Below are 23,359 nucleotides of genomic sequence, written 5' to 3'. Positions count from 1 at the left end.
CCGGTCATCACTGAACCGATGGCTGACTTGCACCAGACCGCCCTTTCAAAAATTGCCGTTTATCTGGCGCAAACTCAAACACACACTGCGCCGCCCCTGTGTAAAAATTACTAGCACAGTTCGGTTCTCAAAACTGAAACAGAAAAACTACCCACAATTCTTAGAATTTTTATAGTAAACAAAAGATTTATTCTCTATGTACAAAATTACTTCAAATTTTATGTTTATTTTATACTAATGCCAAAGACCCCCTGAAATCACGCCACATTTTGATCACGCTGCCGACGTAAAGGCGCCGCTACGGAATGTTAGCCAACCCGAGGCGGTCCAGCCGTCTTTTCAGTCAAATACGCAAAACGGGTTCCGGGAGAACACCTATGAAGAGAGTGAAATCCGCAAAGCAGCTTCCGGTTGCTGCTTTTTGTGTCTTGCTGCCCGTTTGGGCGGGCCTGGCATCGCCGGCACAGGCGGGCGCCTTTCAGCAATGCGGCAAGGCGTCCTGGTACAAGCTCGGCGGGCAGACCGCCAGCGGCGAGACGGCCAACCCCAAAGGCCTCACGGCCGCACATCGCACATTGCCCTTTGGCACCCTGGTGAAGGTCACCAATCTCGCCAACGGAAAGACCGTGACCGTCAGGATCAACGACCGCGGCCCGTTCGCCAAGGGCCGGGTGATCGATGTCACCTGGGCAGCCGCCAAGGAACTCGGGTTTGTGCGCAAGGGCCTCACACGCGTGAAGGTGACCGGCCCGAATGCAAAACCAGGTCAAAAACATAAGTATATATGCCAATAAAAAATCGGAAAGTGTTACAGCATAGCGAACATGATGCTATGTTCATGAAATGTATTACAAATTTAAGATGCTGAAATTAATGAGCTAATTGTTATGTCACATTCTTTCGAATATGACTCAGTATGAATAACGATCAGTCGCATTACAGTGAATCAAAAAATAAAATATTTTACGGTAATGACATTCACGTAAGATGCCGCTAGAGTTGCCGCCGTGGTCGATGGGGCCACGTGCACAGTAACTTTATTCGCGCAGTCTTACCGGCTGCGCGTTTTTTTTAAGTCCCTGATAATCCTTCCTCAAACGTGCTCTTTGCCTGAATGACAGGCAGGATGCATTTCTGTGCGCGACCCGGCTCCAGTTCAGACCGGCTCACCCGCTGCAAGGCGGTTTCGAAACGCCGTTGCGTCGTCTCTGCAGGCCTCCCGATTGTCCGCGCTCATGCGATCCCAGGTCGCATATGCCTGTCCGAGACGCGGATTGCCACGCAGCACATCCGCGTTGCGGTCAAGAAAGTCCCAATAGAGTGCGTTGAACGGGCAGGCGCCCACACCCGTGCGCCGGCGCACGTCATAGTCACAGGCGCCGCAATAATCCGACATCCTGTTGATGTAGTTGCCACCGGACATATAGGGCTTGGAGCCGAGCAGGCCACCGTCGGCGAACTGGCTCATGCCGAGCGTGTTCGGCAGCTCGACCCATTCATAGGCGTCGGCATAGACCGCCAGATACCAGTCATGCACCTCGGCCGGGTCAACACCTGCCAGGAGGGCGAAATTACCGGTGACCATCAGCCGCTGAATGTGATGGGCATAAGCTTCCTCGATCGTCTGGGTGATGGCCTCGGACAGGCAGCGCATGCGGGTCTGGCCAGTCCAGTAGAAGCCGGGCAGCCTGGCCGTCGCGTTCAACGCATTTGCCGTCACATAGTCCGGCATCTTCAGCCAGTAGATGCCGCGCACATATTCTCGCCAGCCGAGGATCTGGCGGATGAAACCTTCCGCCGCGTTGAGGGGCGCCTTGCCGGTCTCGTAGGCCGCCACCACCTTTCGGCACAAGGTCATGGGATCGAGCAGGCCCGCGTTCAGATAGGTCGACACCACCGAATGGAACAGGAACTTCTGGCCAGAGAGCATCGCGTCCTGATAGGTGCCGAAACCGGCCAGGGCTTCCTCCAGGAAGTGCTCGAAGGCCTCTTCGGCCTGAGCCTGCGTGACCGCGAACCAGAAGGGCTCCAGATCGCCAATGTGGCCGGAAAACCTGTCCGCCACCAGCTTCAGCACCTCACGGGTGATGCGATCCGGCTCGAATCTTTTGGGCTTCGGCAGGAACAGGTCCGGTTTGGCCGGCTTGCGGTTGTCGGCGTCGAAATTCCATTTGCCACCCGCGGGCTCGTCGCCCTGCATCAGGAGCCCCGTCTTGCGGCGCATGTCGCGGTAAAAGAACTCCATCCGCAGTTGCTTGCGCTCCGAAGCCCAGGCCCTGAAGGCGGCGAGGTCGCAGAAAAACCGTGTGTCCGTGACGATGTCGACCGGCAGCGCCAGCGCTTCCGACCAGCCTTTCATGTCCTCCAGCACCCGCCACTCGCCGGGCTCGGTGACGATTAGGCGCTCCGGCGCGCAGCGCCTGACGGCGCGCGCCACCTCGCCCCGGAAACTACCGCTGTTGTCCTCGGCGTCGAGCGTCACATAGTCGACGGTCCATCCGGCCGCGCGCAGGCCTTCAGCGAAATGGCGCATGGCCGAAAACAGAAAGGCGATCTTTTTCTTGTGGTGGCGCACATAGGTGGCCTCTTCCATCACCTCGACCATCAGAACGCGGTCGCGCGCCGGATCGGCGCGCTTGAGGCTTGAAAGGTCCGGCGTCAATTGATCGCCCAGCACAAGGACAAGGTTTCGGCAAGAGGATCGGTCGGTCATGGGTCCTGAGGATGTTGCAATGCTCTCCTTCCTACGCAGGCCGGCCGCGTTCCTATCACTTGAGATCCAAATTTTCCGAAGCGTGCCACGCGCCCGGCCGGGCAGCTCTCATATCTTGTCCAAAATCTCAGAAAGCCATTGCCCCTTTCAGCGGGATCTAGTATCAGACCCCTCTATCCGCCGCGCAGCTCCTGCGCGCGCGACGAGCACCCGTAGCTCAGCTGGATAGAGCGCTGCCCTCCGAAGGCAGAGGTCACAGGTTCGAATCCTGTCGGGTGCGCCATTTTCCGGAAATTTTCAGATCACAGCCCGCCAGCACCGGATCCTTGGGGCAGGAGCTGGCGTGCGTGTGGGGGCCTGCGACATCCAATGCGGCCGGCTAGGCCCCTACTTGATCAAGGCCTCGCATTTGGCCTTCACGGTGGCGATGTCGCCGTTTTCATCCTGGACTTCGATGCGCAGGATCTTCCCCTCCGCGCTGGTCAGGATGGCCAGGTTGCAGACGTCCCCGGTCGGCTTGGACACCTTGGACGGGGCGGTGCGGGCGGAAGACCAGTAATAGACCAGCTCCTTGGGATCGGTCTGCTTGACGATCTTGCCGGTCGAGTCCTTCTTCATTTTCTGTTCCAGGCCGATCACCTGGTCCGGCGGACCGTAGGCCTCGAAAAAAGCGGCGGAACTCTGGCCGACATACGTGCTTTTCAGCTTGGGGTTTGAACCGGAGGACTGGCAGGCGGCAACAAGGAACGCGGCGGCCAGCGGGGCCAGAAGAGCACCGCTCCCGGCGCGGCAAAAACCAGGGCCGCGTGCTCGCGTGAAGGTCCGTTGCTGATGCATGGCGGCAGGCCTTGCCCGTCCTCCCGGGAAAGTCAGGAAATGGTCAGTTCCAGCGCGGGATGGAGACGCTGCAGGTTGCGCAGGGACTTGGACTGCCAGGGAATGGACTTGGAGCCCAGAACGCGCACGCCGACTTCCGGCTGCTTGCGGATTTCGATGGTGAATTTCGCCAGGAGGTTGATCCCGGAACTGTTCAGGAATTCCAGACTGGTCAGATCCAGCGTGATGAGTTCCGGCTTGGCTTCGAGAACGGCATGCATGATTTCCAGAATCGGCGCATAGGCGTCCGTACCTGACAGCCGCATTGTTCCTTCGTAGTGGATTGTGGAGCTTTCAGTCCAAACGCGGTAGTCGTTCGTGCTGATTTCCATTTTGGTCTCTTCCTTCGGAATTATGTCAGCGATCAGGAAAGTCGCAAAGACGCATAGGTCGTTAACTCAAGGCCTTCACTTACACGCTCAGACGCGAAAGACCAGCCCAATTTGGCCCCGTAGTCACTCATAAGTGTCAGCAACCCTAGCCCGGAACCTGAAGAATCCGGGTTAAGTGCGTTCTCCTCAATGCGTTCCAGCAACAGGTCGCCTGGCTCACGTTCCAGCAAACCCTTCAGATGCGCCTGGAACTTGTCCGCCGTGTCCGGGTCGACTCTGTTGACGATCTGGATTTCGAAAGTCTCGCCCTCAAGGGAGCTGCGGATCTCGATGTCGCCGCCATGACGGAACTTGATCGCGTTTTCCAGGATCTCGTTGATCATGTAGCTGATGCTGTGGCGGGCATCCACGGCATCGATCGACCGCCCGCAGGAGCGGCTGAAATATTCACCCAAAAAATCGGACGTCACACCGCAATGATGCCAGCTCAGCTCCAACGGCTCGGCCATTAACGTTAGGCAAAACCGCGTTGCATCGCCACCGTTCGAGGCGGCCGTCTCTCCAAAATCCTCGACCATGCCCTACCTATGCTTCAAGACAACAAGCGTGATGTCATCAAATACTTTGTAATTGCCAATATGCGACTTGACATCATTTATGACCGCTTCGGCAATCCCCTTGGCCGAATTTTCGCGGTTTTCCTGGGCGCAATCGCTCAGCCGGTCGAGCCCGTACATGTCGCCGTTCTCGTTTTCCGCCTCGGTGATGCCGTCCGTGTGCAGGACCAGGATGTCGTCGGGGCCGAAATCCAGTTCCAGGGTCGCGACAAAGGGCGAGATATCGGCCTCCAGGCCGACGGGGAAGCCGAGATCCATCGTGTCGATGCGTTCGATGTCGCCATTGGCCCGGATGATCAGCACCTCTTCGTGCTGCCCGGACAGGGTCACCTTGTCGTTTTCGTAATCGACAAAGGCGAGCGTCAGATGCTTGTCCGACTTGGTCCGGGCGATGTTCTTGTAGACGGCCCGGTTGAGCACGTCGAGGAAGGCAATCGGGTCCGGATCGCCCTGCTCCTGCAACGCCCGGGCGACCGACTGCACCATCAGCATCAGAACGCCGCTCTCCAGGCCGTGGCCGGTGACGTCGCCGATGCCGACCTTGATATGGGCACCGTCAAAGAGGACGTCGTAATAGTCGCCGCCGACTTCGTCGGCCGGTTCCATGAAGGCCGCGATCTCGATCTCCGGGATGACTTCCAGCTCACTGCGCCGTGGCAGGACCATTTCCTGGATGCGCTTGGCGACATCGAGTTCCGCGCCAAGCCGGAGGTTCTCCGATTTCAGACGGGTGTTGAGCGCCACGATCTCGCGGTTGGCGGTCTCCAGCTTCTTGGTCCGTTCCTCGACGAGGTTTTCGAGATTCTCCGTGTGATAGCTGATTTCCTCGGCCATGTTGTTGAAGGCCAGCCCCACCGCGGCGACCTCGTCCCTCGTCGGGATGGCGACACGCACCGAATAGTCCTTGTTCTGCAGCGCACGTGCGGCGTCGGCCAGCTGGGACAGGCCCTTGGTGATTCGGCCGGAAATGGCGTAGACGGCGATAAACACCACGAAAATACTGACGATGAAGGCGATCACCTGGTAGTTCAGGATGCGCGCCGTTGCATCGGATATGTTGTTGGTGGCATCGATCAGCGACTGGTAGATCACCCGTTCGGAGACCACGAAGCCGAGCGTCATGGTTTCCTTGGTGATGCCTTCGCCATCCCAGAGATTGGTCGGGTTGAGCTGCTTCAACACCACCAGATGCGGCGTCTCCTCGCCGTCATGGGCAAGGAAGATATGCTTGATATTGGTCGCGCTGGTGTCGGTGAGATCCAGCGAGGCAATGGCCGGCTGGCTGCTCTGTTTCAGGTTCCGGTTCACGCCGGTCACGCCCTGGCCCGCGACGTCGCTGGAGACAAGACCGAGCGTCTTCTCGCCGGCCTCGTTGGTGGCCACGACATTGCCGTCCGACATCACCAGGAAACCGAAGCCGGTTTCTGAGATCTCCAGGCTTTCCACCAGCGAGGTCAGCTGTTCCAGCGTGATGTCGACCGCGACCATGCCGGCCAGGTCCTTGCGGTCCTGGGTCCATAGCGGGTGGAAGAAGCTGACGATCAGCTCGCCGGTGATGGCATCGATATAGGGCGCGGTGGTGACGATGTTGGATTCCACCGGCTTGGAAGCCGGATCCTTGATCCATTCCTGCCAGCCCTCGTAAACGCCGGGGAAGAAGAAGTCCCAGAAATTCGGGCCTTCATTGTGGCCGGGATAGAGCAGATCGAAGGTCTGCGCCTGTTCCGAATAGGGTGTGGCGCGCATGATCGAGGCGTCTTTGGGCCCGACATAATAGATCTGCAGCTTCGGCGCCCCGGTCTCCATCATGGACGGGCCGACCAGGCTCAGGAAGGAGCTTTTCTTGACCTCTTCCTCCGCCTTTGGAATGGGCTGCTTGTTTTCGTCGAGCAGATAACCCCAGACGCTGACAGCGGAGGGCACGCCCTCTTCGTTCTGCGCCCAGCCGCCGGCCGCGTCATATTCGAGCGGTGAGGAGAAATCGGGACTGGCGCTGATGGTGTTGCCAACCGCCGTCTCTATCTCGGGATGGTCGATCAGGGTCTGCATGGTCGAGGCCAGCGTCGCCAGTTCCGAATGCACCCGTTCAATCAGGAGATCGGCGCGGAACGCGGTCGTGTCGATATAGGTCTGCAGATAGTCCTCGGTGGCGGTGGTCAGGCCCTCACCGACCTGTTCTGTCGCATCCTTGGACAGGCGCTGCACGTTCCAGATGCCGATGCCGCCGGCCAGGGCCAGGTCGAACAGGACCGCCGCGCCGACAACGAGCATGAATTTCGCCCGGAAGCTGCGCAGGGAAAAGCGCCCGATCTTGGTGTCGTTCTGCGGAAGGGTGGACGGAGGCGTACTCATAGCGGCTTGCGCCCCGATGCCACCCAGATCGGCCAGCCGGCATAACCCTTGGGATGCAGCGCCGCGAAGATATGATCGTCGAACCCTTTGGCGAACTTCTCCTTGAAGGCTTCATCGTCGCCTCTTTGGGTCGCCATCGTGTCCGCGAAGAGCTTCTTCCAGGACTCGATGACATCCGCGAAGTCCTGCGGGTTGCCATCCGTGTTGGTGACCATGAACGAGCCAATGGAGACATCCTCGAAGCCGCCCTCAATCAGCAGGCGTCGGCTCTTCGGGCCGATTTCGATATCCATGTCGAAATGGTGCCAGAGCTTGGCGACCTCCGTGTAGGTCCACTGGATCGATTCGCCGCGCGGTTCGCCCAGGCAATGAGAATTCTTCTCGTTGGTGACATAGACCCGGCCGCCCGGCTTGCAGATGCGGAACAGCTCCTTGAGGATCCGCTCGGGCCGGTCGAAGACCTGCAGGGAATGCCGGCAAGTGACAAAGTCGAACTGGTTGTCTTCCAGCAGCATGTCGGCGGCATCGCCGAAGACATAGTCGATCCCGCGAACGCCGAAGTCGGAGGCCACGCGCCGCGCGTAATCGAGGCTTGCCCGGGAGTGATCGAGCGCGACCAGCCTGTCCGGCGCGAATTCCTTTTGCAGCAGCACGGCAAAATCGCCGATGCCGCAGCAGATATCGGCCACCTGCATGCCCGGCTTCAGCCCGTGCTTGGCCAGAAGGTCTTTTTCGTGGCGCCAGGTCAGCTTGGTCTGGGTGCGCAGGACATGAATGAACGCGCTGTCCTCGACAAAGGACTGGCCCGGATAAAACTCGTTGTCGTACTCGCTGACCGTGATCTTGTCGGACATGGTTTCCAGGACGGCGAACTTCCTGGTTGCCCAGCCGACCACGCTGGAGGTCGTGACATGCACCTTCAGATCGGTGCGGGTGCGGACCAGATCCAGGATCTTGCAGCCAAGGGCATGGAAGGCGACATTGTTCATGCGCACCAGACGCCGGACATTGACGTAAAACATCCCGCTGACATTCGAAACGGACTGTTCCAGCGCCGAGATGCAGTTGCTCAGCTCGTCCGCCCGTTGCGGGCGCAGGCTGCCGTGCAACGAGAATTCCTGATCGTTCTCGTTATAGGTCCACTGGAACGCTTGAGTCATTTTCTCCGCGATCATTCTGTTTCGTCCTCAAGCGCAAGGTCCGCCGTCAGCCGCATCCGGCCGTCTTCACATCTGCCGATGGCTAGCTTTGCGTCGTAGTCGACACCAAGCTCCAGGAGGCCGAGGCTGGCGCCCGGCTCCTGATCGGCAAAGAGAGCCTCCAGATAAAGCGCTTCCGCATTGTCGGCATTGACCTTGCCGATGGCCTCCTCATAGACACGGTAGGTCTCGTCATCCGCCGGGAAGGTCAGGATGATCCGGTCCAGATTGCCTCGGCGCTGAACGACACATTCCAATTTTCCGCTGACACCGTGTGTCCTGTAAACGGCTTCCAGGAGCTCATTCAGCGCCGACGAATAGAGATTGGAAAACAACAGCGAGTCCAGCCGGTTGTGGCAGACCATGCGGGCCAGGTAGCCTGACATCAGGTCACAATGCGTCCAGTCGGAGCAGAATTCCTTGATGTCCAGGTCCAGGTGAATCATCTGCGGCAAATCGGAATTTGGTGACATGCCTTCAGAAGCTGCCTGCATTTTTATTCCCCCGTTGGCGTAATCCATCGCACCTTGGTCGCGGCGTCCCACAGTTATACTAAGAATACGGAAATTACGGCCGAAATCACTCGTGTCATCGATAATTCATGTATTTAACAATACGGTGTCGCTCATTAACAAGGAGATTACAACAGTGATTGCTCCGATGATTTCTGCTTGATTAATATGGCAATGCCACCTGCACTTGGGGTAAGCCCTCCCGGGACTTCCCCTGCGTCCGAACGGGCACCATGAGTAGAAAATGACCAGCAGCAACACATTCGGCACCGCTTCCTCTCCGGAAAATCCAGAAACGGAACTCGCTCTGCTGCGCAAGGAACTTGAGGATTTGCGCGCCGAACACGAGGATCTCAAGCTGCTTTACGAGGCCACCATCGACCATGGCGAAGCCGTCGAGGACCAGCTGGCCGAATACAATATACTCCTGACCCGCACCCAGGAACGGCTCGAATCAGAGTTGCGCGACGCCGGCAACTACGTCCATTCGATCCTGCCGGAAAAACGTGCCGCAGCCCCGCAGGCGGACTGGCTGCTGGTGCCCTCCACGGAGCTGGGCGGCGATTCGTTCGGCTATCACGACCTGGACGCGGATCATTTCGCGATCTACCTGATCGATGTCTGCGGCCATGGTGTCGGCGCGGCCCTGTTGTCGGTCGCCATCATCAACGTTTTACGCGCCAACGCATTGGCCAGCACGGATTTCAAAAATCCGTCGGACGTTCTGGCAAAACTCAACAATGCCTTCCCGATGGAACGGCAGAACAACATGTTCTTCACCATCTGGTACGGTGTCTATGAGCGCTCGACCGGCACTCTGTCCTATGCGTCCGGCGGTCATCCGGCCGCCATTCACCTGCGTGCCGCACCGGGAGGCATCGAGGTCACCAGTCTGGGTACGCCGGACGGCATGGTGATCGGTGCCATGGCGGACATGCCCTTCGACGGCGGGTCGTTCCAGCTTCAGCCGGGCGACAAGTTGCTGGTGATCAGCGACGGCACCTATGAAATCGAAGACGAGACCGGCGCCACGCTGACCTGGGCCCAGCTCGCCGACAAGACCCGGTCCGTCACCGGCCCGGTGCCCAAGGCGATCTACGACTGGCTGGCCGATTTCCACCACGAATCGCCGCTTCCGGACGATTTTTCGATGATGGAATTCACGTTCTAAAGCGTTTGGGCGTTTGGGCCTTCAGGTGTCGGCCTCTGCGTCGGCCGTCCGCGCGACCCGCACGATCGTCCGGTTGGTGTCACCCGTCCGTTCATGCCTGACCTCCTCTGCAAGCTGATGCACGAGAAACAGGCCGAGGCCTCCGACCACCTTGAGATCGACCGACTCTGAGGCATCCGGCACGGCGGGGGCCGCAGCGCTGTCGAAAGGCATGGCTCTGTCGGTCAGGGTCAGTTCGACATGATCGGGACCAAGGGCTGCCGAGACTGTGATCTCGTCGGCCGTCCCCTCCGGGTAGCCGTAGGACACCGTGTTGCTGAACAGTTCCTCGACGACCAGCAATAGCGTCCGGCGCACGCCGTCTGCCAAGCCGGTGTCCGCGGCAAAACCCTCGAGGGCCGCGTAGACCGCAGGCAGGTCGGCGAGGTCGTTTCGAACGATTACTGTTTCGGCATGTTCCACGGTTCGGTGCCTCGTCGGTCGGCTGTCGGTCACGGCAAAAAGGCACTCAGCCCGCCGGACCCGCCAGCTGCTTGGCGGCATCCAGCGTGTCGACCACCGTGAGGATTTTCAAAAACCCGGATATCTTCAGCACATCGACCACGGACGGGTTCACCTGAAACAGGATCAGCTTGTCTCCGGACGGCGCCAGTTGCTTGGCGATGATCAGCAGGGACCGCAGACCGAAACTGGTGACGTAATCGACCTCGGCCATGTCGACCAACAGGGTTCCAGCCTTCTGATCCACAAGTTCCTTCAGGTAGGTTTCGAACGTCTTCGCGCTCAAGGTGTCCAGCTTGCCTGAGGGGCGCACAATTGCGAGCCCACCTTCCGTTACATGATTGATGGTGATTTCTGCCACTTCAGCGGTCATTGCCTGTTCCCGGATGCGCACGAGGCGATGTAAAAGGGGCCCGATGCCCTCAGCCTGTGCTGTTGGCCCGATTCGCGGTATTGCGACCAAATTGGGCCGGAATGCTGTACATTTTATAAAGGTGTCACACCTGAAACGCTACGGGAGAGCGAATCAGTATAGTTATTTAGGCCGTGTGGACGAATTGCTTTGGAGCGTGGTTTGAGAAGAGATTGTCCAGTTCAAGGAGCGAAACCACAGAAAGGGTCTTCCCCTTTCAAGGTTTTGCGACGCAGAAATGGACAAACTCTTCTCAAATCATGGAAGGACGCGGCACATTTGGGTAATGAGGGTGTCGGAAAGCTCGCCCGTATATCGATACGGGCTTCGCTTTCCTCCTACTCACAACCCAAATGTGACACGCGCCACGCCCGAAACCAATTCGTCCACACGGCCTAGAGCTGTACTGCGTGTTCCCTTCATCCGGAGTGCCCCTATGGCCGATGACGACGCTTTGGCAACACTCGACGACCCAAGAGCCGAGGTGGGCCGCGCGGCGCTTGAAAACCCCGACGCGCAGGAGGAATTCCGCGATTCTCCGGAATTCGAGGAGCTGGAAGCCGAATTCCGCAAGATGGAGACCGGTGGACCGAACGCGGTCAAGTGGAAGCAACTCAACGAAGACACCGTCAAAGTGTTGCAGACGACGTCCAAGGACCTCGTCCTGGCAACCCGCCTTGCCTTCGGTCTGTTTGTCGAAGAGGGTTACCCGGGCCTCGCCACGGGATTGATTATCCTGCGCGACATGTCCGAAACCCATTGGGACACGATGATCCCGCCGGTCCGGCGCGAACGGGGCAGGGCCGGCGCCTATGACTGGCTGGCCGAAAAACTGGCTCCGATGGTCGAGGCCAGGAACCCGAACGGCGAGTTCAACAGCGAAATCTACATCGCCCACGATGCGCTTTTGGAACTGGACAATGCGCTCGAGCAAAAGATGACCAAGACGCAGGTCGCGCTGGGACCGCTGGTCCGCGCCCTGCGGCCTTACGCCAAAGACGCCAAGGCGGCGCTGGAGGAAGCCAAAAAAGCCGCGGACGCCGCCGCCGCACCGGAGGAACCGGCACAACCTGCGGCCGACCCGGCGCCGGACGAGGCAGCCCCCGCCGAAGCGGCCCCCGCCGCCGCTCCTCCTCCTCCCGCACCAGCGCCCGCCGCCGCCGCGGCGCAGGCGCCACAGCCCGCAGCGGCTCCGGCAGCCGAAATCGCGGTCGATACCTCCAACACGACCGCCGCCATCCAGGCCGTCTTCAATGCCGCGACCAAGGCGGCGACCGCCATCCGCCAGCAGGCGCCCACCGACGCCCGGGGCTATTATGCCGCGCGGTTCGCCCTATGGGGCCGGGTCGAGGCGCTGCCGCCGAGCAACGACTGCAAGACCGCGCTGCCACCGCCTCAAAAGGCCAAGATTTCAGAGCTTGCGGCGCTCAAGGGAGCCGGCAATTTCGAGGGCCTGATCAAGTCGGCCGAATCCGCCTTCATCGCCTCGCCCTTCTGGCTCGATGCGCAATTTCATCTTGCCGCCGCCATGCAGGAGGCGGGCGATGCCTATGCCGCCGCCCACAGGCTGGTGGTCGGAGAGCTGTCGAGCTTCATTAAACGGTTTCCGAATATTTCTGACCTCACCTTCAGCGACGGCACCGCTTTTGCCAGTGTGGAGACCAAGGACTGGATCGCACAGGAGGTCCAGGCGGGCGGTGAAGGCGGCGGTGGCGGCGGCAGTTCGGAGCTGGATCGCGCCTTCTCCGAGGCCGTCGGGCTGGCGCTCGCCGGCAAGACCATGGCGGGCCTGACGTTGCTCAAGGATTATCTGTCGGCGCGCGGTTCCGGCCGCGAGTGGTTCAAGACACAGCTGAAAATCGGCGAGTTCTGCCTGCGTTTTGAACTGATTCAACCGCTTTTTGCCCTGCTCAGTTCGCTGCGGGCTATCGCTACGGAACGTGATCTGGCACACTGGGAGCCGGAACTTGCGGTCGCGCTCGCGCGACTCTCCTGGCAGAGCCTCGGCCACAAAAATGCGAAACAGTTCCTGCCTGACACTGAAGCCCTACAGGTGCGGGTCAGCGTCATGGAAACGCTGTCCTTGCTGGACGTAGGGGCGGCGGCGGAGTTGACGGGACGGAAGTAGTCTTAACGTGTCCTTAAGTAGAAATACCAAAATTCTCAGCCATCTAAACAGAACTGACACACAGTCAAAGTAGGAACTGAACGGGAAATAACTGAGTTCGAGACCAAAGGGCGCATCAGGATTTTTCCTGCGCTTGATAGCCGGTCTGACCACGGGGGACATCATGTCAAAAGAATCTTCGGTCGCACCCAAGGAACGGGTGAACATCAAATACAAACCGGCAACAGGTGATGCCAAAGAGGAAATCGAGCTGCCGCTGAAAATGGTGGTGCTGGGTGACTACACGCTGCGTCCAGACGATACGCCGGTCGAGGACCGCAACCTCATCAACATCAACAAAGACAATTTCAATGAGGTCATGAAGAGTCATGAACTCAAGCTGGATCTGGCCACGGAAAACAAGCTGGTCGACCAGGAAGAAGGCGAAGAGCCGGAAAATCTGTCGGTCTCGCTGAATTTCCAGAACCTGAACGATTTCACGCCGGAATCGATCGTCCGTCAGACGCCCGAACTGAACAAGCTGCTGGAGCTTCGCGAAGCCCTGGTCGCGCTCAAGGGGCCGCTGGGCAACGTTCCGGCGTTCCGCAAGGCCATTCAGGGCGTTCTGGGTGACGAAGCCGCACGCGACAGGCTTCTGGCGGAGCTGACCAATGCGACCGGCGGTGACGAAACGTCCGAGTGACCGGTCCCAAGGACCCTTGCAGCCTTTCCGAATTTCTAGCTGACGAGATTGAAACATGACAGACACTGACGCACAGCAAGGCGCGGCCCAGACCGAGGAGCTCGACGCGTCTCTTCTGGATCAGATCCTTCAGGAGACCAAACTCACCCCCGCCGACGAAGGTTATGACGTTGCCAAAAAAGGCGTGGCCGCATTCATCTCCGAGCTGCTGAAACCTTCGGCCGGTGGCCAGGTCAACGGCGCGGCGGTCGACATGATGATCGCCGAGATCGATCAGAAGCTGTCCAAGCAGGTCGACCAGATCCTGCATCACGACGATTTCAAGAAACTGGAATCCGCGTGGCGCAGCCTGAAATTCGTCATCGACCGGACCGATTTCCGCCAGAACATCAAGGTCGAGATGATGAGCGTCTCGAAGGATGAGCTTCTGGAGGATTTCGAGGACAGCCCGGAAGTGGTCAAGTCGGGCCTCTACAAGCACATCTATACGGCCGAATACGGCCAGTTCGGCGGTCAGCCGGTCGGCGCTGTTGTCACCAACTACGACTTTGGCCCGAACGCACCGGACATCAAGCTGGCCCAGTATTGCGCCAGCGTCGGCTCCATGTCGCACGCTCCATTCATCGCGGCCGCGGCGCCGTCCATGTTCGGCGTGGACAGCTTTGAGGAAATTCCGAACCTCAAGGACATGGAATCGATCTTCGAAGGTCCGAAATACGCGAAGTGGAATTCCTTCCGCGAATCGGAAGACAGCCGCTATTTCGCGCTCGCCATGCCGCGCTTCATGCTGCGCACGCCCTACGGTCCGGAAACCGCACCGGTCAAGGCCTTCAACTATGAGGAAGAGGCCGAGGGCAAGAGCGACAACTACCTGTGGGGCAACGCCTCCTTCGCTCTGGCGACCAAGCTCACCGACAGTTTCGCCAAGTACCGCTGGTGCCCGAACATCATCGGCCCGCAGTCCGGCGGCGCTGTCGAGGACCTGCCGGTGCACACGTTCGAGTCCATGGGCCAGTTGCAGTCGAAGATCCCGACTGAAGTGCTGGTGTCCGACCGCAAGGAATACGAGCTGGCCGAACAGGGCTTCATCTCGCTGACCATGCGCAAGGGCAGCGACAACGCGGCCTTCTTCTCCGCCAACTCGGTACAGAAGCCGAAATTCTTCGGCAACTCGCCGGAAGGCAAGGACGCGGAGCTGAACTACAAGCTCGGCACGCAGCTGCCCTACATGATGATCATCAACCGCCTGGCGCACTACATCAAGGTGCTGCAGCGCGAGAACATCGGCAGCTGGAAGGACCGCGGCGAGCTCGAGGCCGAGCTCAACAAGTGGATCCGGCAGTATGTGTCCGACCAGGACAACCCGTCCGCCGATGTCCGCTCCCGCCGTCCGCTGCGCAAGGCCGAGATCAACGTGTCGGATGTCGAGGGCGAACCGGGCTGGTACAGCGTTTCCATGGCCGTTCAGCCGCACTTCAAATATATGGGCGCGGACTTCACGCTGTCCCTGAAGGGCAAGCTGGACAAGTCCTGATCCCTTGCGGATCACGGAAACGGAACTCTAACAGGTGCCGGCCCGGGAACTTTCTCGGGACCGGCACTTGTTCTGCTTGGATGGGGAGGCTTGCCGGATGGCGGTGAGTTTGTTTCAGCGGCTCGAAAACGACGAGACCGGCTCGCATTACCGGAACGCGGATGAATTCGAGGCCGCGGTTCTGGAAAGCGTGCTGGAGGATCTGCGCATCCTGCTCAACAGCACCGCGGGCTGCTGCGAGACCTGCCCCGATTACGGCCTGACCGACTTCAATTCGATTTCGCGCTCCCACAAGGACACGGCCTCCGAAATCTGCCGGAACATCGAGCGTCAGATCCGGGACTACGAGCCGCGGCTGCGCAATCCGATCGTGCGCGCCGTCGAAGATCCCGAACGGCCGCTCGATTTCATATTCAACGTGGAAGCGGAACTGGATCTGGGCGGCAGCCGCAAGCGGGTCCGGTTCGATTCCATTCTCGACAACAGCGGACAGATCCGGGTCAGCGCTTAATACCAACCGGCACAAGGGCACCTACCGGGCATGGCGATCAATTCCTACTATCGCGACGAACTGAACTACCTGAAGGAAATGGGCCGGGTGTTTGCCAAGGCCAATCCGCGCCTGTCTAAATTCCTGTCCGAAGACCCGATTGATCCCGACGTCGAACGGCTCATGGAAGGCTTTGCCTTTCTGGTCGGGCGCCTGCGACAGCGGCTCGACGCGGAGATGCCCGAGGTCGCGCTCAATCTGCTGAAACTCGTCTGGCCGCATTATCTGCGCCCGGTTCCGCCGATCACCCATGTTGCGTTCAAGCCGGTCGCCGAATCGGCGGACCTGTCGACCAACGTGCCGCGCGGCACCTATATCCAGACCAGTCCGCTGGAGGGAACGGCGGTCCGGTTTCAGACGCGCTGCGCCCTGAGGGTGCTGCCCATCGAGCTGACCAGCTCGGAGCTTGAGAACCGCCGCGACAGCGCCAAGCTGACGCTCGGCTTCCGCAAGACCGCCGGCAACAACCTGCGCGCTCTGGCCGAAGGGCCGTTGCAGCTGTTCCTGGGAGCGAGCAACGATGTCAGCCTGTCCCGTCAGCTTTACCTGCAGCTGTGCGACCGGCTGATCTCCGTGGATTTCGTGCCCGCCAAGGGCCAGCCGGTGCGCTCCACCATCCGGGTCGAGCCGATCGGGTTCGCACGGGACCAGGCGACCCTGCCCTATCCGGACGGCGCCTTTGACGGCTTCCGCATCATGCAGGAGTATTTCTCCTGCCCGGACAAGTTCATGTATGTCCGGCTGCACGGCCTGGAGGCGTTTGCCGACCAGCCCGTGGACGATTTTGAGCTGGTGTTCAATTTCCGCCAGAAATTCGCCAACCAGGACCGCATCACCAAGGACGCCATTGCGGTCAATACCGTCCCGGCGATCAATCTGTTCGAAACGGAAGGGCAGGCGCTGCATGTCGCCCATGACCGCACCGAATACCCGGTGCGGTCATCCGGCAACCGGGCCATGTTCAGCGTGCATCACGTCACCGGCGTCACCGGCTGGGTGCAGGGCTCAAGCCGCAAGGTCAATTACCAGTCGTTCGAATCCTTCTCCCATGACAGCGCCTCCCAGGAGGAGGACAAGCTCTATTACCGGACGGGCATCAGGCCGTCGGTGCTCGGCAACGGCGTCGATCACTATATTTCCTTTGTCACCCGGCTGAATGAAAACGGCCTGCCGCCGACGGAAACGGTTTCACTTCAGCTGCTGTGTTCCAATGGCGAGCACGCGGCGCGTTTCGGCGTCGGCACCGTCAACCAGCCGACCTCCTCCACACCCGCCAAACTGCAATTCCGCAACATCACGCCGATCCTGTCCGAGGTGCCGCCACCGCTCGACAATCAGGTTCTGTGGACGCTGATCGCGAACCTGTCGCGCAACTACGCCTCCCTAATCGACGTGGAAGCCCTGAAGACCGTGGTCGGGGCCTATGACTTCCGGGCCTATATCGACAAGCAGGCCGCGCTGCAGCGCGAGCTTCTCCTGCAGAATTTCCAGAAATTCGAACGGCGCGCGGTCGACATCTTCCGCCAGGGACGTCCGACCCGCGCCTATGAAATCGTCCTGTCCCTGTCGGAGACGGCGCTTGGCGGCGAGGCCGAACTCTATCTCTTCGGCACGGTTCTGGACCGGTTCCTGAAATCCTATGCCAGCATCAACAGCCTGCACCAGCTGACTGTGATCGGCACGGATGCCAATGTCATTCACCGCTGGAAACCGTCTTCGGGGGACGCGCATCTGGTATGAGCGAGCAACCGCCCCAGACCCAGGATCAGCCTCCCCAGGACCAGGCAGAGGACCAGCCTCCGCCGGACGCGATGCTTGTCGGCAAATTGGCGCGCACACAGTTCTTTCAGGCACTTTACCTGATCGGGCTGCTGCATCCCGAAGTGCGCCATATGGGGCCTGGCCATGATCCGGAAAAGGAAGTCCTGCGGTTTCGCGCCACCAGATCGCTGAGCTTCGGACCGAGCGATGTTTCCAGCATCGACTATGATCCGGAAAAAGGTCTCTATGACGTCAGGGTGAATTTCTTTGGCCTCTACGGACCGGCCTCGCCCCTGCCGCCTTACGTGACCGAGCGGATCATCGAACGGGACGAAACGCCGTCTTCGCTGGAAGATCTGCTCGACCTGTTCAATCACCGGTTCATCTCGCTGCTTCACAGCATGTGGCAGAAGTCCCGGCATTTCGTGCGCTTCGAGGAGCACGGTCTCGACGCAACATCGCAGTGTTTCCTGGCGCTGTGCGGCTTTCCCGTCGACGACCGCGCACAGCTCGGCAACGTGCCCCGGACCGCCATCCTGCCGCATGTCGGCCTGATGTCGCATTACTCCAATTCGCCGGACGCGATCGCCTCGCTGTTGTCCAGCTATTTCGATCTGCCCTTCGAGATTATCGAATTCATTACCCGTACCGTGGAAATCCCGCCCGAGGCTCGCATGGAACTGGGCATTCACAACACAATTCTGGGCGGGGACATGGTTCTCGGCGAAGAGGTTGAGGACGATCTCGGCAAATTCCGGCTGCGCATCGGTCCGGCCCCCTACGACGTTTTGCAGGCCTTTCTGCCGAACGGTGAAAAACATGCCGTTCTGGTCGATCTGCTCGCCATGATCGTCCGGGATCCGATCGACTGGGACCTGGAATTCAGCTACCAGCAGGAGACGATACAGGCCGGTCAGCTGGGTTCAGCAAGATTGGGAAACAATCTTTGGCTTTCAGATGGTGAAAACGCCAATCTAGAAAACAATGTCCACTTGGCGCCAGCGCGGCCAAGCGGTACCGTTCCCGATGAAAATCAGGGATTCGTTGCGCCGGCGGGGATGGGCGGACCGATCGGCGTTTTCCCCGTTGAACACGCGTCGTCCTCAGACAAGACATCAGTTACGGCATGACGGCTACTCTCATTCTTGTTTGTGAAACGATCGGGTCCCAGCACCGGTTCGGGCCGAATGGCGGCGCGTTCGGGCGCTCCCGGAAATGCGACTGGGTGCTGCCGGACCAGGACCGCCATCTGTCCTCCGTCCATGCCTGCATCCTCTACCAGAACGACGCCTTTATTCTGGTCGACGAAAGCACCAACGGCACTTTCCTGGAAGGCCAGTCCGCCGCGATCGGCCGCGGCAAGGCCGTCAGCCTGTCGCCGGGCATGAAATTCCGCGCCGGTCCCTACCAGATCCGCGTGGACAGCATTCAAAGCGGTCAGGCCACGCAGACCAATCCCTTCGCGGCGGCGCGGCCCAGCTCGGGCAGGCCGGCGGTGGCGACCCCGCTCAGGATCGACACGTCCGGAGCCAGCCTGCCGAAAAACACCTCCCTGGATCCGCTCGACCATCTGGGTGGCGGCGAACCGGAAACCCTGGCACCTGTGGCATCGGTGCAGATGCAGGATCTGATCCCGGAGCCCGTGTCCTTCTCAGCGCCCCAGGTTCCGCCGTCTCCCCATGATACGACCCGGTTTCAGGGCAGCACGGCACCGACTGTGCAGACGTCCGCGCAGCCTGCGACTGGTCAGGCCCCGATGATGACGCCGGCACAACCGACACAGATCCTGCCCGGAATGCCGCTTCAGCCGACACCGCAGGCAGCCCCGCCCGTGCAACCGCCAGCGCCAGCGGCCGTTCCCCTGACGCCGGCCCCGGCAGCCCCCCTCTCGCCCGCTGCGGGTTCCGGCAATGTCATCCCTGAGGATTTTCTGGCGGGGCTCGGCGGCGCTCCAAGCGCTGCCTTCACCGGCGCGCCCAGCGGACAGACGACGTCCCTGCCGGACCATGCCACCTTGATGCCGGCAGCTCCGGCGAGCGCGGGCACCCCCGCGCCGGCGACCATTCCCGACAATATCGATTTCGGCCTCGGATCTCCGGCGCCGATTTCTGCGCCTGTGGAGCCGCCTTTGCCCGGCGCCCCTGTTCCCGCCGCCGCTCCGCCGACCTCTTCCAGCACGCCGCAGCCGGTCCCGCCAGCGCCACCCGCGCCGGAGGCCCCGCTCAATCCGCTTGATGCGCTGAAGAAACGCCGTGCGCAGCGCGAAGCGGAACTGGCCCAGAAAGCCAAGTCACGCACCGCCGCTCCGGCTGCCGCCAAGGCGCCGCCGCCTGCACCTGCCGGAAAGCCTGCGCCGCCCTTGATGCCAGGAGCAGCGGCAATGCCTGCAATGTCGCCCGCAATCTCTGCGCCCCCCGTTTCTGCGCCTCCCGTATCTGCACCTCCCGTTTCTTCTCCAAAGCCGTCCCAGCCTGCTGCATCGCCGACGCCTGCTGCGTCCGCATTGCCGGCCAAGCCTGCGCCGGCCCGAACTGCCGCCGGCGGTGAGGCCGCATCGGAAGTGTTTCAGGCGCTTTTGTCGGGGCTTGGTTTTGCCAATGCCGATGTGCCAGAGGACGAGCAGGCGGAAATTGCCCGGGCCACCGGCGAAATGGTACGCGAACTGGCCAACGGCCTGATCAGCCTGCTGAATGCGCGCAAGTCGCTGAAAACCGAGTTCCGGATGTACGAGACCCGGATCCAGCCGGAAGAAAACAACCCCTTCAAGCATTTCAATGTCGGTGAACTGGCTATCGACGAGATGCTGTTTGCCCGCAAGGGCGGGTTCCTGCCGCCGTCCGAAGCTGCCAGGGAAGCCTTCAAGGACCTGCAAAGCCACACCATGCTCACGGTTGCCGCGACGCAGCGCGCCATGCGCCTGCTGTTTGAGAGTTTGTCGCCGGAAACCCTCGCGGGTGAGGAAGACGACGGAGGGCTGCGCCTGCGCGGGCTTGGCTCTAGGCGCGGCAAGTTCGAGGCCGCCAAGGAGCGCCATGACCGGTTGCGGGCGGATTTCGATGCTGTTGTCCGGCAGACAATTGCCGAGGCCTTCGTCCAGGTCGAAGAAGACCAGGCGCGCCAGCAATCCAAGACATTCTGGGAGAACAGAAAAAAATGACAGTATCCCGGCGGCAATTTCTTGAAGTGTCAGGCATCGGCCTGATTGCAGGCCTGACCGCCTGCTCAAGAACCCCTCCGCCGACTCCGATCAAGGTTCAGCTGCAGGCCGACGAATACACCAATCCGAACGAGAATGGTGACCCGTCGCCCGTTGTCGTGCGCGTCTATCAGCTCAAGGAAGTGACCGCCTTTCAGAATGCCGAGTATTTCGATCTGGCCGACAACGACAAGAAGGTGCTCGGCGGCGACCTCATCGGTGTTCAGGAATACGAAATGACGCCGGGCAAGAGCCAGGATTACAACAGGGACGTTTCCTCGGAAGCCACGCATATCGGGGTTATCGCAAGTTTCCGGGACATTGAATCCGCACAGTGGCGCGATACGATCGAACTGAAGCAAGAGAAAAAAAACGAGTTTGTCATTTACCTGACAAGTCTAGCCGTCCGAATACAGAAACTGCGCAGCCGGCGGCTCGGTGTATTCTAGAATACAGTACGCCTACTTCGGCCCAGCGGGACGAAATTCGTATTACCAATTGCGAAGCAATCGGTAAGCTGCCTTAGATGCCGAATCATGGTTCGAGCAACATCAGCGGAGATTGGCCTTGAATGAGAGCCTGAAACCACTCTGGCTTGAGGGAATGTTTCTCCGGCCGCAGCATTTGCAGCAGCACGACCGGTGGGTCGAGGCCACATTGGAGCAGCGTGTGCAGGATCTGGAGCCCTATTCCTGGGGCCTGCGCAGCATCGAAATCGATACGGATTCGCTCGCGATCGGACAATTCCAGCTGTCGGCCATCGAAGCCGTTCTGCCGGATGGCACCGTGTTTTCGACCGGCAAGAACGGAGCGATCGCCAGCGCGCGCCAGGTCACGGTCGATGACCAGGGCAAGAAGGTTTATCTGGCTTTGCCGCTCAGGTCCTCCGGCCAGCTGGAACTCGGTGACGACCAGGACCTGCGCCGCTACTCCAAGCGCGCAACCAATGTGCGCAACACGAATGAAGCCGATAAGCCCGAGGCCAGCATTGCCGTCGGCTCTCTGACAGGCCGGCTTGTGCTGGAGGGCGACAGCCTGGACGAGACGACGCATCTGCCGATTGCCGAAATCGACAGCGTGTCCACGCAAGGTGAAGTCAAGCTGTCGGAAAACTTCATTCCGCCGCTGCTCAAGGCCAAGGCGAACGCCCATCTGATTTCACAGATCGATCAGGTCCGCAGCCTGTTGCGCAAGCGCGGTGAAATGCTCGCCTCCAACACGTCCGGGCAGGGCGAGAGCACGCGCTCCGGCATCATCGACCTGATGGCGCTCAGCGTCACCAATCATTATGAAGTTCTTTTCGGCCACATCGCCGCCTCGGGACGCCACGCTCCGGAACAGGTCTATCGGGATTTCATCGGTCTGATCGGCGCCTTTTCCGCCTTCGGCGCCGACAATCGCCGCCCGCCGGAACTGCCCGCCTATGATCACCTCGACCTGCGCCTGACGTTCCAGCGCCTGGTCACGATCCTGGAGGGCCTGCTCAGCTTCGTGGTCGAGCAGAACGCGATCAGCATTCCGCTCAGCAAGCGGGATTATGGTGTCTGGCTCGGCGAAACGACCAACAAGGGGGTCTATTCGGAAGGCCGGTCCTTTGTGCTGATCGCCCATGCCAATGTCAGCCTGGAGGTGCTGCGCACGCAGATGCCGATCCAGATCAAGGTCGGTCCGGTCGAAAAAATCCGCGAACTGGTCAACCTGCAGCTGCCCGGCGTCGCAATCACACCGATGTCGGTCGCGCCCCGGCAAATTCCCTATGTGCAGAATGCGGTTTACTTCGAACTGGACGTCGAAAACGAACTCTGGCCACAAATGCAGAGTTCCGCGGCCTTTGCGTTGCACCTAAGCGGGGATTATCCGGGTCTTGGTCTTGAACTCTGGGCCGTTCACAAAGGACAATAATCCGAATCATGACGGATGATGACCTTGACCAGCCAACCGTAGCTCAAAGACTGAGCCCTCGAGCCCGGACTTCAATGGCCGAGGCACAGGGTGCCGCTGGTCATGAAGAAGACGAACCCACGGTTGCCTTTGTCTCCCCGGCCGGCGGCCCTGCCGCGATGGCAGCAAGCCCGCGCCAAAATGGCGGCTCCGGCGATCTTCAATCTGCCTCAAGCATCGTCCGGCAGCTGGAATCCGATCCGGAACGGATCATCGTGCGCGCGGCGACCCCGCTGCTGCTGATTATCTCCCAGCTGCGCAATTCGATCGAGCAGGCCGATGTGCATGCCCTGCGGCAGGAAGTTGTCGACGAGATTGACCGCTTCGAGCAGCTGGCGCAGCGCAATGGCGTCCAGGCCGGTGACATCATCGCAGCGCGCTACATCCTGTGCGCCACCATCGACGAAACCGTTCTGATGACGCCCTGGGGCAGCCGCAGCGAATGGAGTTCCAACTCCCTGCTCAACCAGTTTCACAACGAAACCTGGGGCGGCGAAAAGGTGTTCAGCATTCTCGACCGCATCCGCGGCGACGCCAAGACCAAGCTGCCGCTGCTTATTCTAGTGCATACCTGCCTGATGCTGGGGTTCGAAGGCCGTTACCGGGTTCTGGAGGGCGGGCGCAATCAGCTGGAAGACCTGCGCAATGAATTGTCGCGCCTGATCCGCCGGAGCAGCCGGCTGCAACGGGATGAGCCGCTGTCCAAGAACGCCAAGGGCGCGGAAAAGGGCAAGAACGTGCGCACGATGCCGCCGTTCTGGCTGTTCATGCTGGTCCTTTTCCTGCTTGCCTTCGTTTTCCGCGCGTTTGTGGATCTGTGGCTCAGCGGCGAGTTGGGACCGGCGCTGATCGCCATCGACTCACTCAACCGATCCTAGGAGG

Annotated in this window: 21 protein-coding genes and 1 tRNA gene; 13 read left to right on the top strand and 9 right to left on the bottom strand. The window is 60.2% G+C overall.

Annotation, left to right across the window (positions count from 1 at the left end; genetic code table 11):
- The first annotated feature begins 377 nt into the window (after nt 1-377).
- Nucleotides 378-794, top strand: coding sequence for a septal ring lytic transglycosylase RlpA family protein (locus M0H32_RS14050; protein ID WP_248155019.1), 417 nt, complete (start codon nt 378-380; stop codon nt 792-794).
- Between the two features lie 362 nt (nt 795-1,156).
- Here M0H32_RS14050 and M0H32_RS14045 read toward each other — a convergent pair whose 3' ends face one another.
- Nucleotides 1,157-2,713: a cryptochrome/photolyase family protein gene (locus tag M0H32_RS14045; RefSeq protein ID WP_248155017.1), complete on the bottom strand. Its 1,557-nt coding sequence runs from the start codon at nt 2,711-2,713 to the stop codon at nt 1,157-1,159.
- A 206-nt stretch (nt 2,714-2,919) separates the two neighbouring features.
- On the opposite strand from M0H32_RS14045, the gene M0H32_RS14040 reads away from it, so the two are divergent.
- Nucleotides 2,920-2,996 (top strand) — tRNA-Arg (locus M0H32_RS14040).
- A gap of 104 nt (nt 2,997-3,100) precedes the next feature.
- Here the strand turns inward: M0H32_RS14040 and M0H32_RS14035 are convergent.
- From M0H32_RS14035 to M0H32_RS14010, 6 genes are read right to left on the bottom strand one after another with little or no spacing between them, the layout of a single operon-like run.
- The gene (locus tag M0H32_RS14035; protein WP_248155015.1) at nt 3,101-3,550 is read right to left on the bottom strand and encodes a hypothetical protein; all 450 of its coding nucleotides are present in this window, start codon (nt 3,548-3,550) and stop codon (nt 3,101-3,103) included.
- 32 nt (nt 3,551-3,582) lie between these two features.
- Nucleotides 3,583-3,921, bottom strand: a complete 339-nt coding sequence (locus M0H32_RS14030) for a slr1659 superfamily regulator (protein ID WP_248155013.1) — start codon at nt 3,919-3,921, stop codon at nt 3,583-3,585.
- A 32-nt stretch (nt 3,922-3,953) separates the two neighbouring features.
- Entirely contained in the window at nt 3,954-4,499 is a 546-nt protein-coding gene (locus tag M0H32_RS14025; RefSeq protein ID WP_248155011.1) for a slr1658 superfamily regulator, read from the bottom strand.
- Between the two features lie 3 nt (nt 4,500-4,502).
- Nucleotides 4,503-6,890 (bottom strand): SpoIIE family protein phosphatase, encoded by a 2,388-nt coding sequence (locus M0H32_RS14020; protein WP_248155009.1) that lies wholly within the window; start codon nt 6,888-6,890, stop codon nt 4,503-4,505.
- Nucleotides 6,887-8,065, bottom strand: a complete 1,179-nt coding sequence (locus M0H32_RS14015) for a class I SAM-dependent methyltransferase (protein WP_248155007.1) — start codon at nt 8,063-8,065, stop codon at nt 6,887-6,889. Before M0H32_RS14015 ends, M0H32_RS14020 begins: the two co-directional genes overlap by 4 nt.
- Nucleotides 8,062-8,583 carry a ubiquinone biosynthesis methyltransferase UbiE gene (locus M0H32_RS14010; RefSeq protein WP_248155005.1) on the bottom strand — a complete coding sequence of 174 codons (522 nt, stop codon included), beginning with the start codon at nt 8,581-8,583 and terminating at the stop codon, nt 8,062-8,064. Before M0H32_RS14010 ends, M0H32_RS14015 begins: the two co-directional genes overlap by 4 nt.
- 262 nt (nt 8,584-8,845) lie before the next feature.
- On the opposite strand from M0H32_RS14010, the gene M0H32_RS14005 reads away from it, so the two are divergent.
- Entirely contained in the window at nt 8,846-9,772 is a 927-nt protein-coding gene (locus M0H32_RS14005; protein WP_248155003.1) for a PP2C family protein-serine/threonine phosphatase, read from the top strand.
- Between the two features lie 21 nt (nt 9,773-9,793).
- Here M0H32_RS14005 and M0H32_RS14000 read toward each other — a convergent pair whose 3' ends face one another.
- On the bottom strand, nt 9,794-10,234 hold the full coding sequence (locus M0H32_RS14000) for an ATP-binding protein (RefSeq protein ID WP_248155001.1): 441 nt from the start codon (nt 10,232-10,234) through the stop codon (nt 9,794-9,796).
- A gap of 46 nt (nt 10,235-10,280) precedes the next feature.
- Complete coding sequence (locus M0H32_RS13995) at nt 10,281-10,646, bottom strand: STAS domain-containing protein (RefSeq protein ID WP_248154999.1); 366 nt, start codon at nt 10,644-10,646, stop codon at nt 10,281-10,283.
- Nucleotides 10,647-11,121: 475 nt separating this feature from the next.
- Between M0H32_RS13995 and tssA the strand changes: the two genes are divergently transcribed.
- The 10 genes from tssA to icmH all read left to right on the top strand — a co-directional run bounded on the left by tssA (nt 11,122) and on the right by icmH (nt 23,355).
- The gene (gene tssA, locus M0H32_RS13990) at nt 11,122-12,813 is read left to right on the top strand and encodes a type VI secretion system protein TssA (protein ID WP_248154997.1); all 1,692 of its coding nucleotides are present in this window, start codon (nt 11,122-11,124) and stop codon (nt 12,811-12,813) included.
- 163 nt (nt 12,814-12,976) lie between these two features.
- Nucleotides 12,977-13,495 carry a type VI secretion system contractile sheath small subunit gene (gene tssB, locus M0H32_RS13985; protein ID WP_248154995.1) on the top strand — a complete coding sequence of 173 codons (519 nt, stop codon included), beginning with the start codon at nt 12,977-12,979 and terminating at the stop codon, nt 13,493-13,495.
- A gap of 55 nt (nt 13,496-13,550) precedes the next feature.
- Nucleotides 13,551-15,029, top strand: a complete 1,479-nt coding sequence (gene tssC, locus M0H32_RS13980) for a type VI secretion system contractile sheath large subunit (protein WP_248154993.1) — start codon at nt 13,551-13,553, stop codon at nt 15,027-15,029.
- A gap of 97 nt (nt 15,030-15,126) precedes the next feature.
- Nucleotides 15,127-15,540, top strand: coding sequence for a type VI secretion system baseplate subunit TssE (tssE, locus tag M0H32_RS13975; protein WP_248154991.1), 414 nt, complete (start codon nt 15,127-15,129; stop codon nt 15,538-15,540).
- Between the two features lie 30 nt (nt 15,541-15,570).
- Nucleotides 15,571-17,319, top strand: coding sequence for a type VI secretion system baseplate subunit TssF (gene tssF, locus M0H32_RS13970; protein ID WP_248154989.1), 1,749 nt, complete (start codon nt 15,571-15,573; stop codon nt 17,317-17,319).
- The gene (gene tssG / locus M0H32_RS13965) at nt 17,316-18,470 is read left to right on the top strand and encodes a type VI secretion system baseplate subunit TssG (protein WP_248154986.1); all 1,155 of its coding nucleotides are present in this window, start codon (nt 17,316-17,318) and stop codon (nt 18,468-18,470) included. The genes tssF and tssG overlap by 4 nt, the downstream gene beginning before the upstream one ends.
- Nucleotides 18,467-20,497, top strand: coding sequence for a type VI secretion system-associated FHA domain protein (locus tag M0H32_RS13960; protein WP_248154984.1), 2,031 nt, complete (start codon nt 18,467-18,469; stop codon nt 20,495-20,497). Before tssG ends, M0H32_RS13960 begins: the two co-directional genes overlap by 4 nt.
- A complete protein-coding gene (gene tssJ / locus M0H32_RS13955) occupies nt 20,494-20,985 on the top strand; it encodes a type VI secretion system lipoprotein TssJ (protein ID WP_248154982.1) in 492 nt (163 codons plus the stop codon). The genes M0H32_RS13960 and tssJ overlap by 4 nt, the downstream gene beginning before the upstream one ends.
- Nucleotides 20,986-21,103: 118 nt before the next feature.
- Nucleotides 21,104-22,438 (top strand): type VI secretion system baseplate subunit TssK, encoded by a 1,335-nt coding sequence (tssK, locus tag M0H32_RS13950; RefSeq protein ID WP_248154980.1) that lies wholly within the window; start codon nt 21,104-21,106, stop codon nt 22,436-22,438.
- A 74-nt stretch (nt 22,439-22,512) separates the two neighbouring features.
- On the top strand, nt 22,513-23,355 hold the full coding sequence (gene icmH, locus M0H32_RS13945) for a type IVB secretion system protein IcmH/DotU (protein ID WP_248154978.1): 843 nt from the start codon (nt 22,513-22,515) through the stop codon (nt 23,353-23,355).
- The last annotated feature ends 4 nt before the right edge of the window (nt 23,356-23,359 follow it).

It is taken from the genome of Roseibium sediminicola, from assembly GCF_023156505.1.
Classification (GTDB): Bacteria; Pseudomonadota; Alphaproteobacteria; order Rhizobiales; family Stappiaceae; genus Roseibium; species Roseibium sediminicola.
Note: the sequence above shows the minus strand (reverse complement) of the source record. Positions and strands in the feature narration are given on the sequence as shown.

Coding starts and splice junctions, on each gene's coding strand:
- M0H32_RS14050 (WP_248155019.1), top strand. CDS start 378: ATGAAGAGAGTGAAATCCGCAAAGCAGCTTCCGGTTGCTGCTTTTTGT.
- M0H32_RS14045 (WP_248155017.1), bottom strand. CDS start 2,713: ATGACCGACCGATCCTCTTGCCGAAACCTTGTCCTTGTGCTGGGCGAT.
- M0H32_RS14035 (WP_248155015.1), bottom strand. CDS start 3,550: ATGCATCAGCAACGGACCTTCACGCGAGCACGCGGCCCTGGTTTTTGC.
- M0H32_RS14030 (WP_248155013.1), bottom strand. CDS start 3,921: ATGGAAATCAGCACGAACGACTACCGCGTTTGGACTGAAAGCTCCACA.
- M0H32_RS14025 (WP_248155011.1), bottom strand. CDS start 4,499: ATGGTCGAGGATTTTGGAGAGACGGCCGCCTCGAACGGTGGCGATGCA.
- M0H32_RS14020 (WP_248155009.1), bottom strand. CDS start 6,890: ATGAGTACGCCTCCGTCCACCCTTCCGCAGAACGACACCAAGATCGGG.
- M0H32_RS14015 (WP_248155007.1), bottom strand. CDS start 8,065: ATGATCGCGGAGAAAATGACTCAAGCGTTCCAGTGGACCTATAACGAG.
- M0H32_RS14010 (WP_248155005.1), bottom strand. CDS start 8,583: ATGCAGGCAGCTTCTGAAGGCATGTCACCAAATTCCGATTTGCCGCAG.
- M0H32_RS14005 (WP_248155003.1), top strand. CDS start 8,846: ATGACCAGCAGCAACACATTCGGCACCGCTTCCTCTCCGGAAAATCCA.
- M0H32_RS13995 (WP_248154999.1), bottom strand. CDS start 10,646: ATGACCGCTGAAGTGGCAGAAATCACCATCAATCATGTAACGGAAGGT.
- tssA (WP_248154997.1), top strand. CDS start 11,122: ATGGCCGATGACGACGCTTTGGCAACACTCGACGACCCAAGAGCCGAG.
- tssB (WP_248154995.1), top strand. CDS start 12,977: ATGTCAAAAGAATCTTCGGTCGCACCCAAGGAACGGGTGAACATCAAA.
- tssC (WP_248154993.1), top strand. CDS start 13,551: ATGACAGACACTGACGCACAGCAAGGCGCGGCCCAGACCGAGGAGCTC.
- tssE (WP_248154991.1), top strand. CDS start 15,127: ATGGCGGTGAGTTTGTTTCAGCGGCTCGAAAACGACGAGACCGGCTCG.
- tssF (WP_248154989.1), top strand. CDS start 15,571: ATGGCGATCAATTCCTACTATCGCGACGAACTGAACTACCTGAAGGAA.
- tssG (WP_248154986.1), top strand. CDS start 17,316: ATGAGCGAGCAACCGCCCCAGACCCAGGATCAGCCTCCCCAGGACCAG.
- M0H32_RS13960 (WP_248154984.1), top strand. CDS start 18,467: ATGACGGCTACTCTCATTCTTGTTTGTGAAACGATCGGGTCCCAGCAC.
- tssJ (WP_248154982.1), top strand. CDS start 20,494: ATGACAGTATCCCGGCGGCAATTTCTTGAAGTGTCAGGCATCGGCCTG.
- icmH (WP_248154978.1), top strand. CDS start 22,513: ATGGCCGAGGCACAGGGTGCCGCTGGTCATGAAGAAGACGAACCCACG.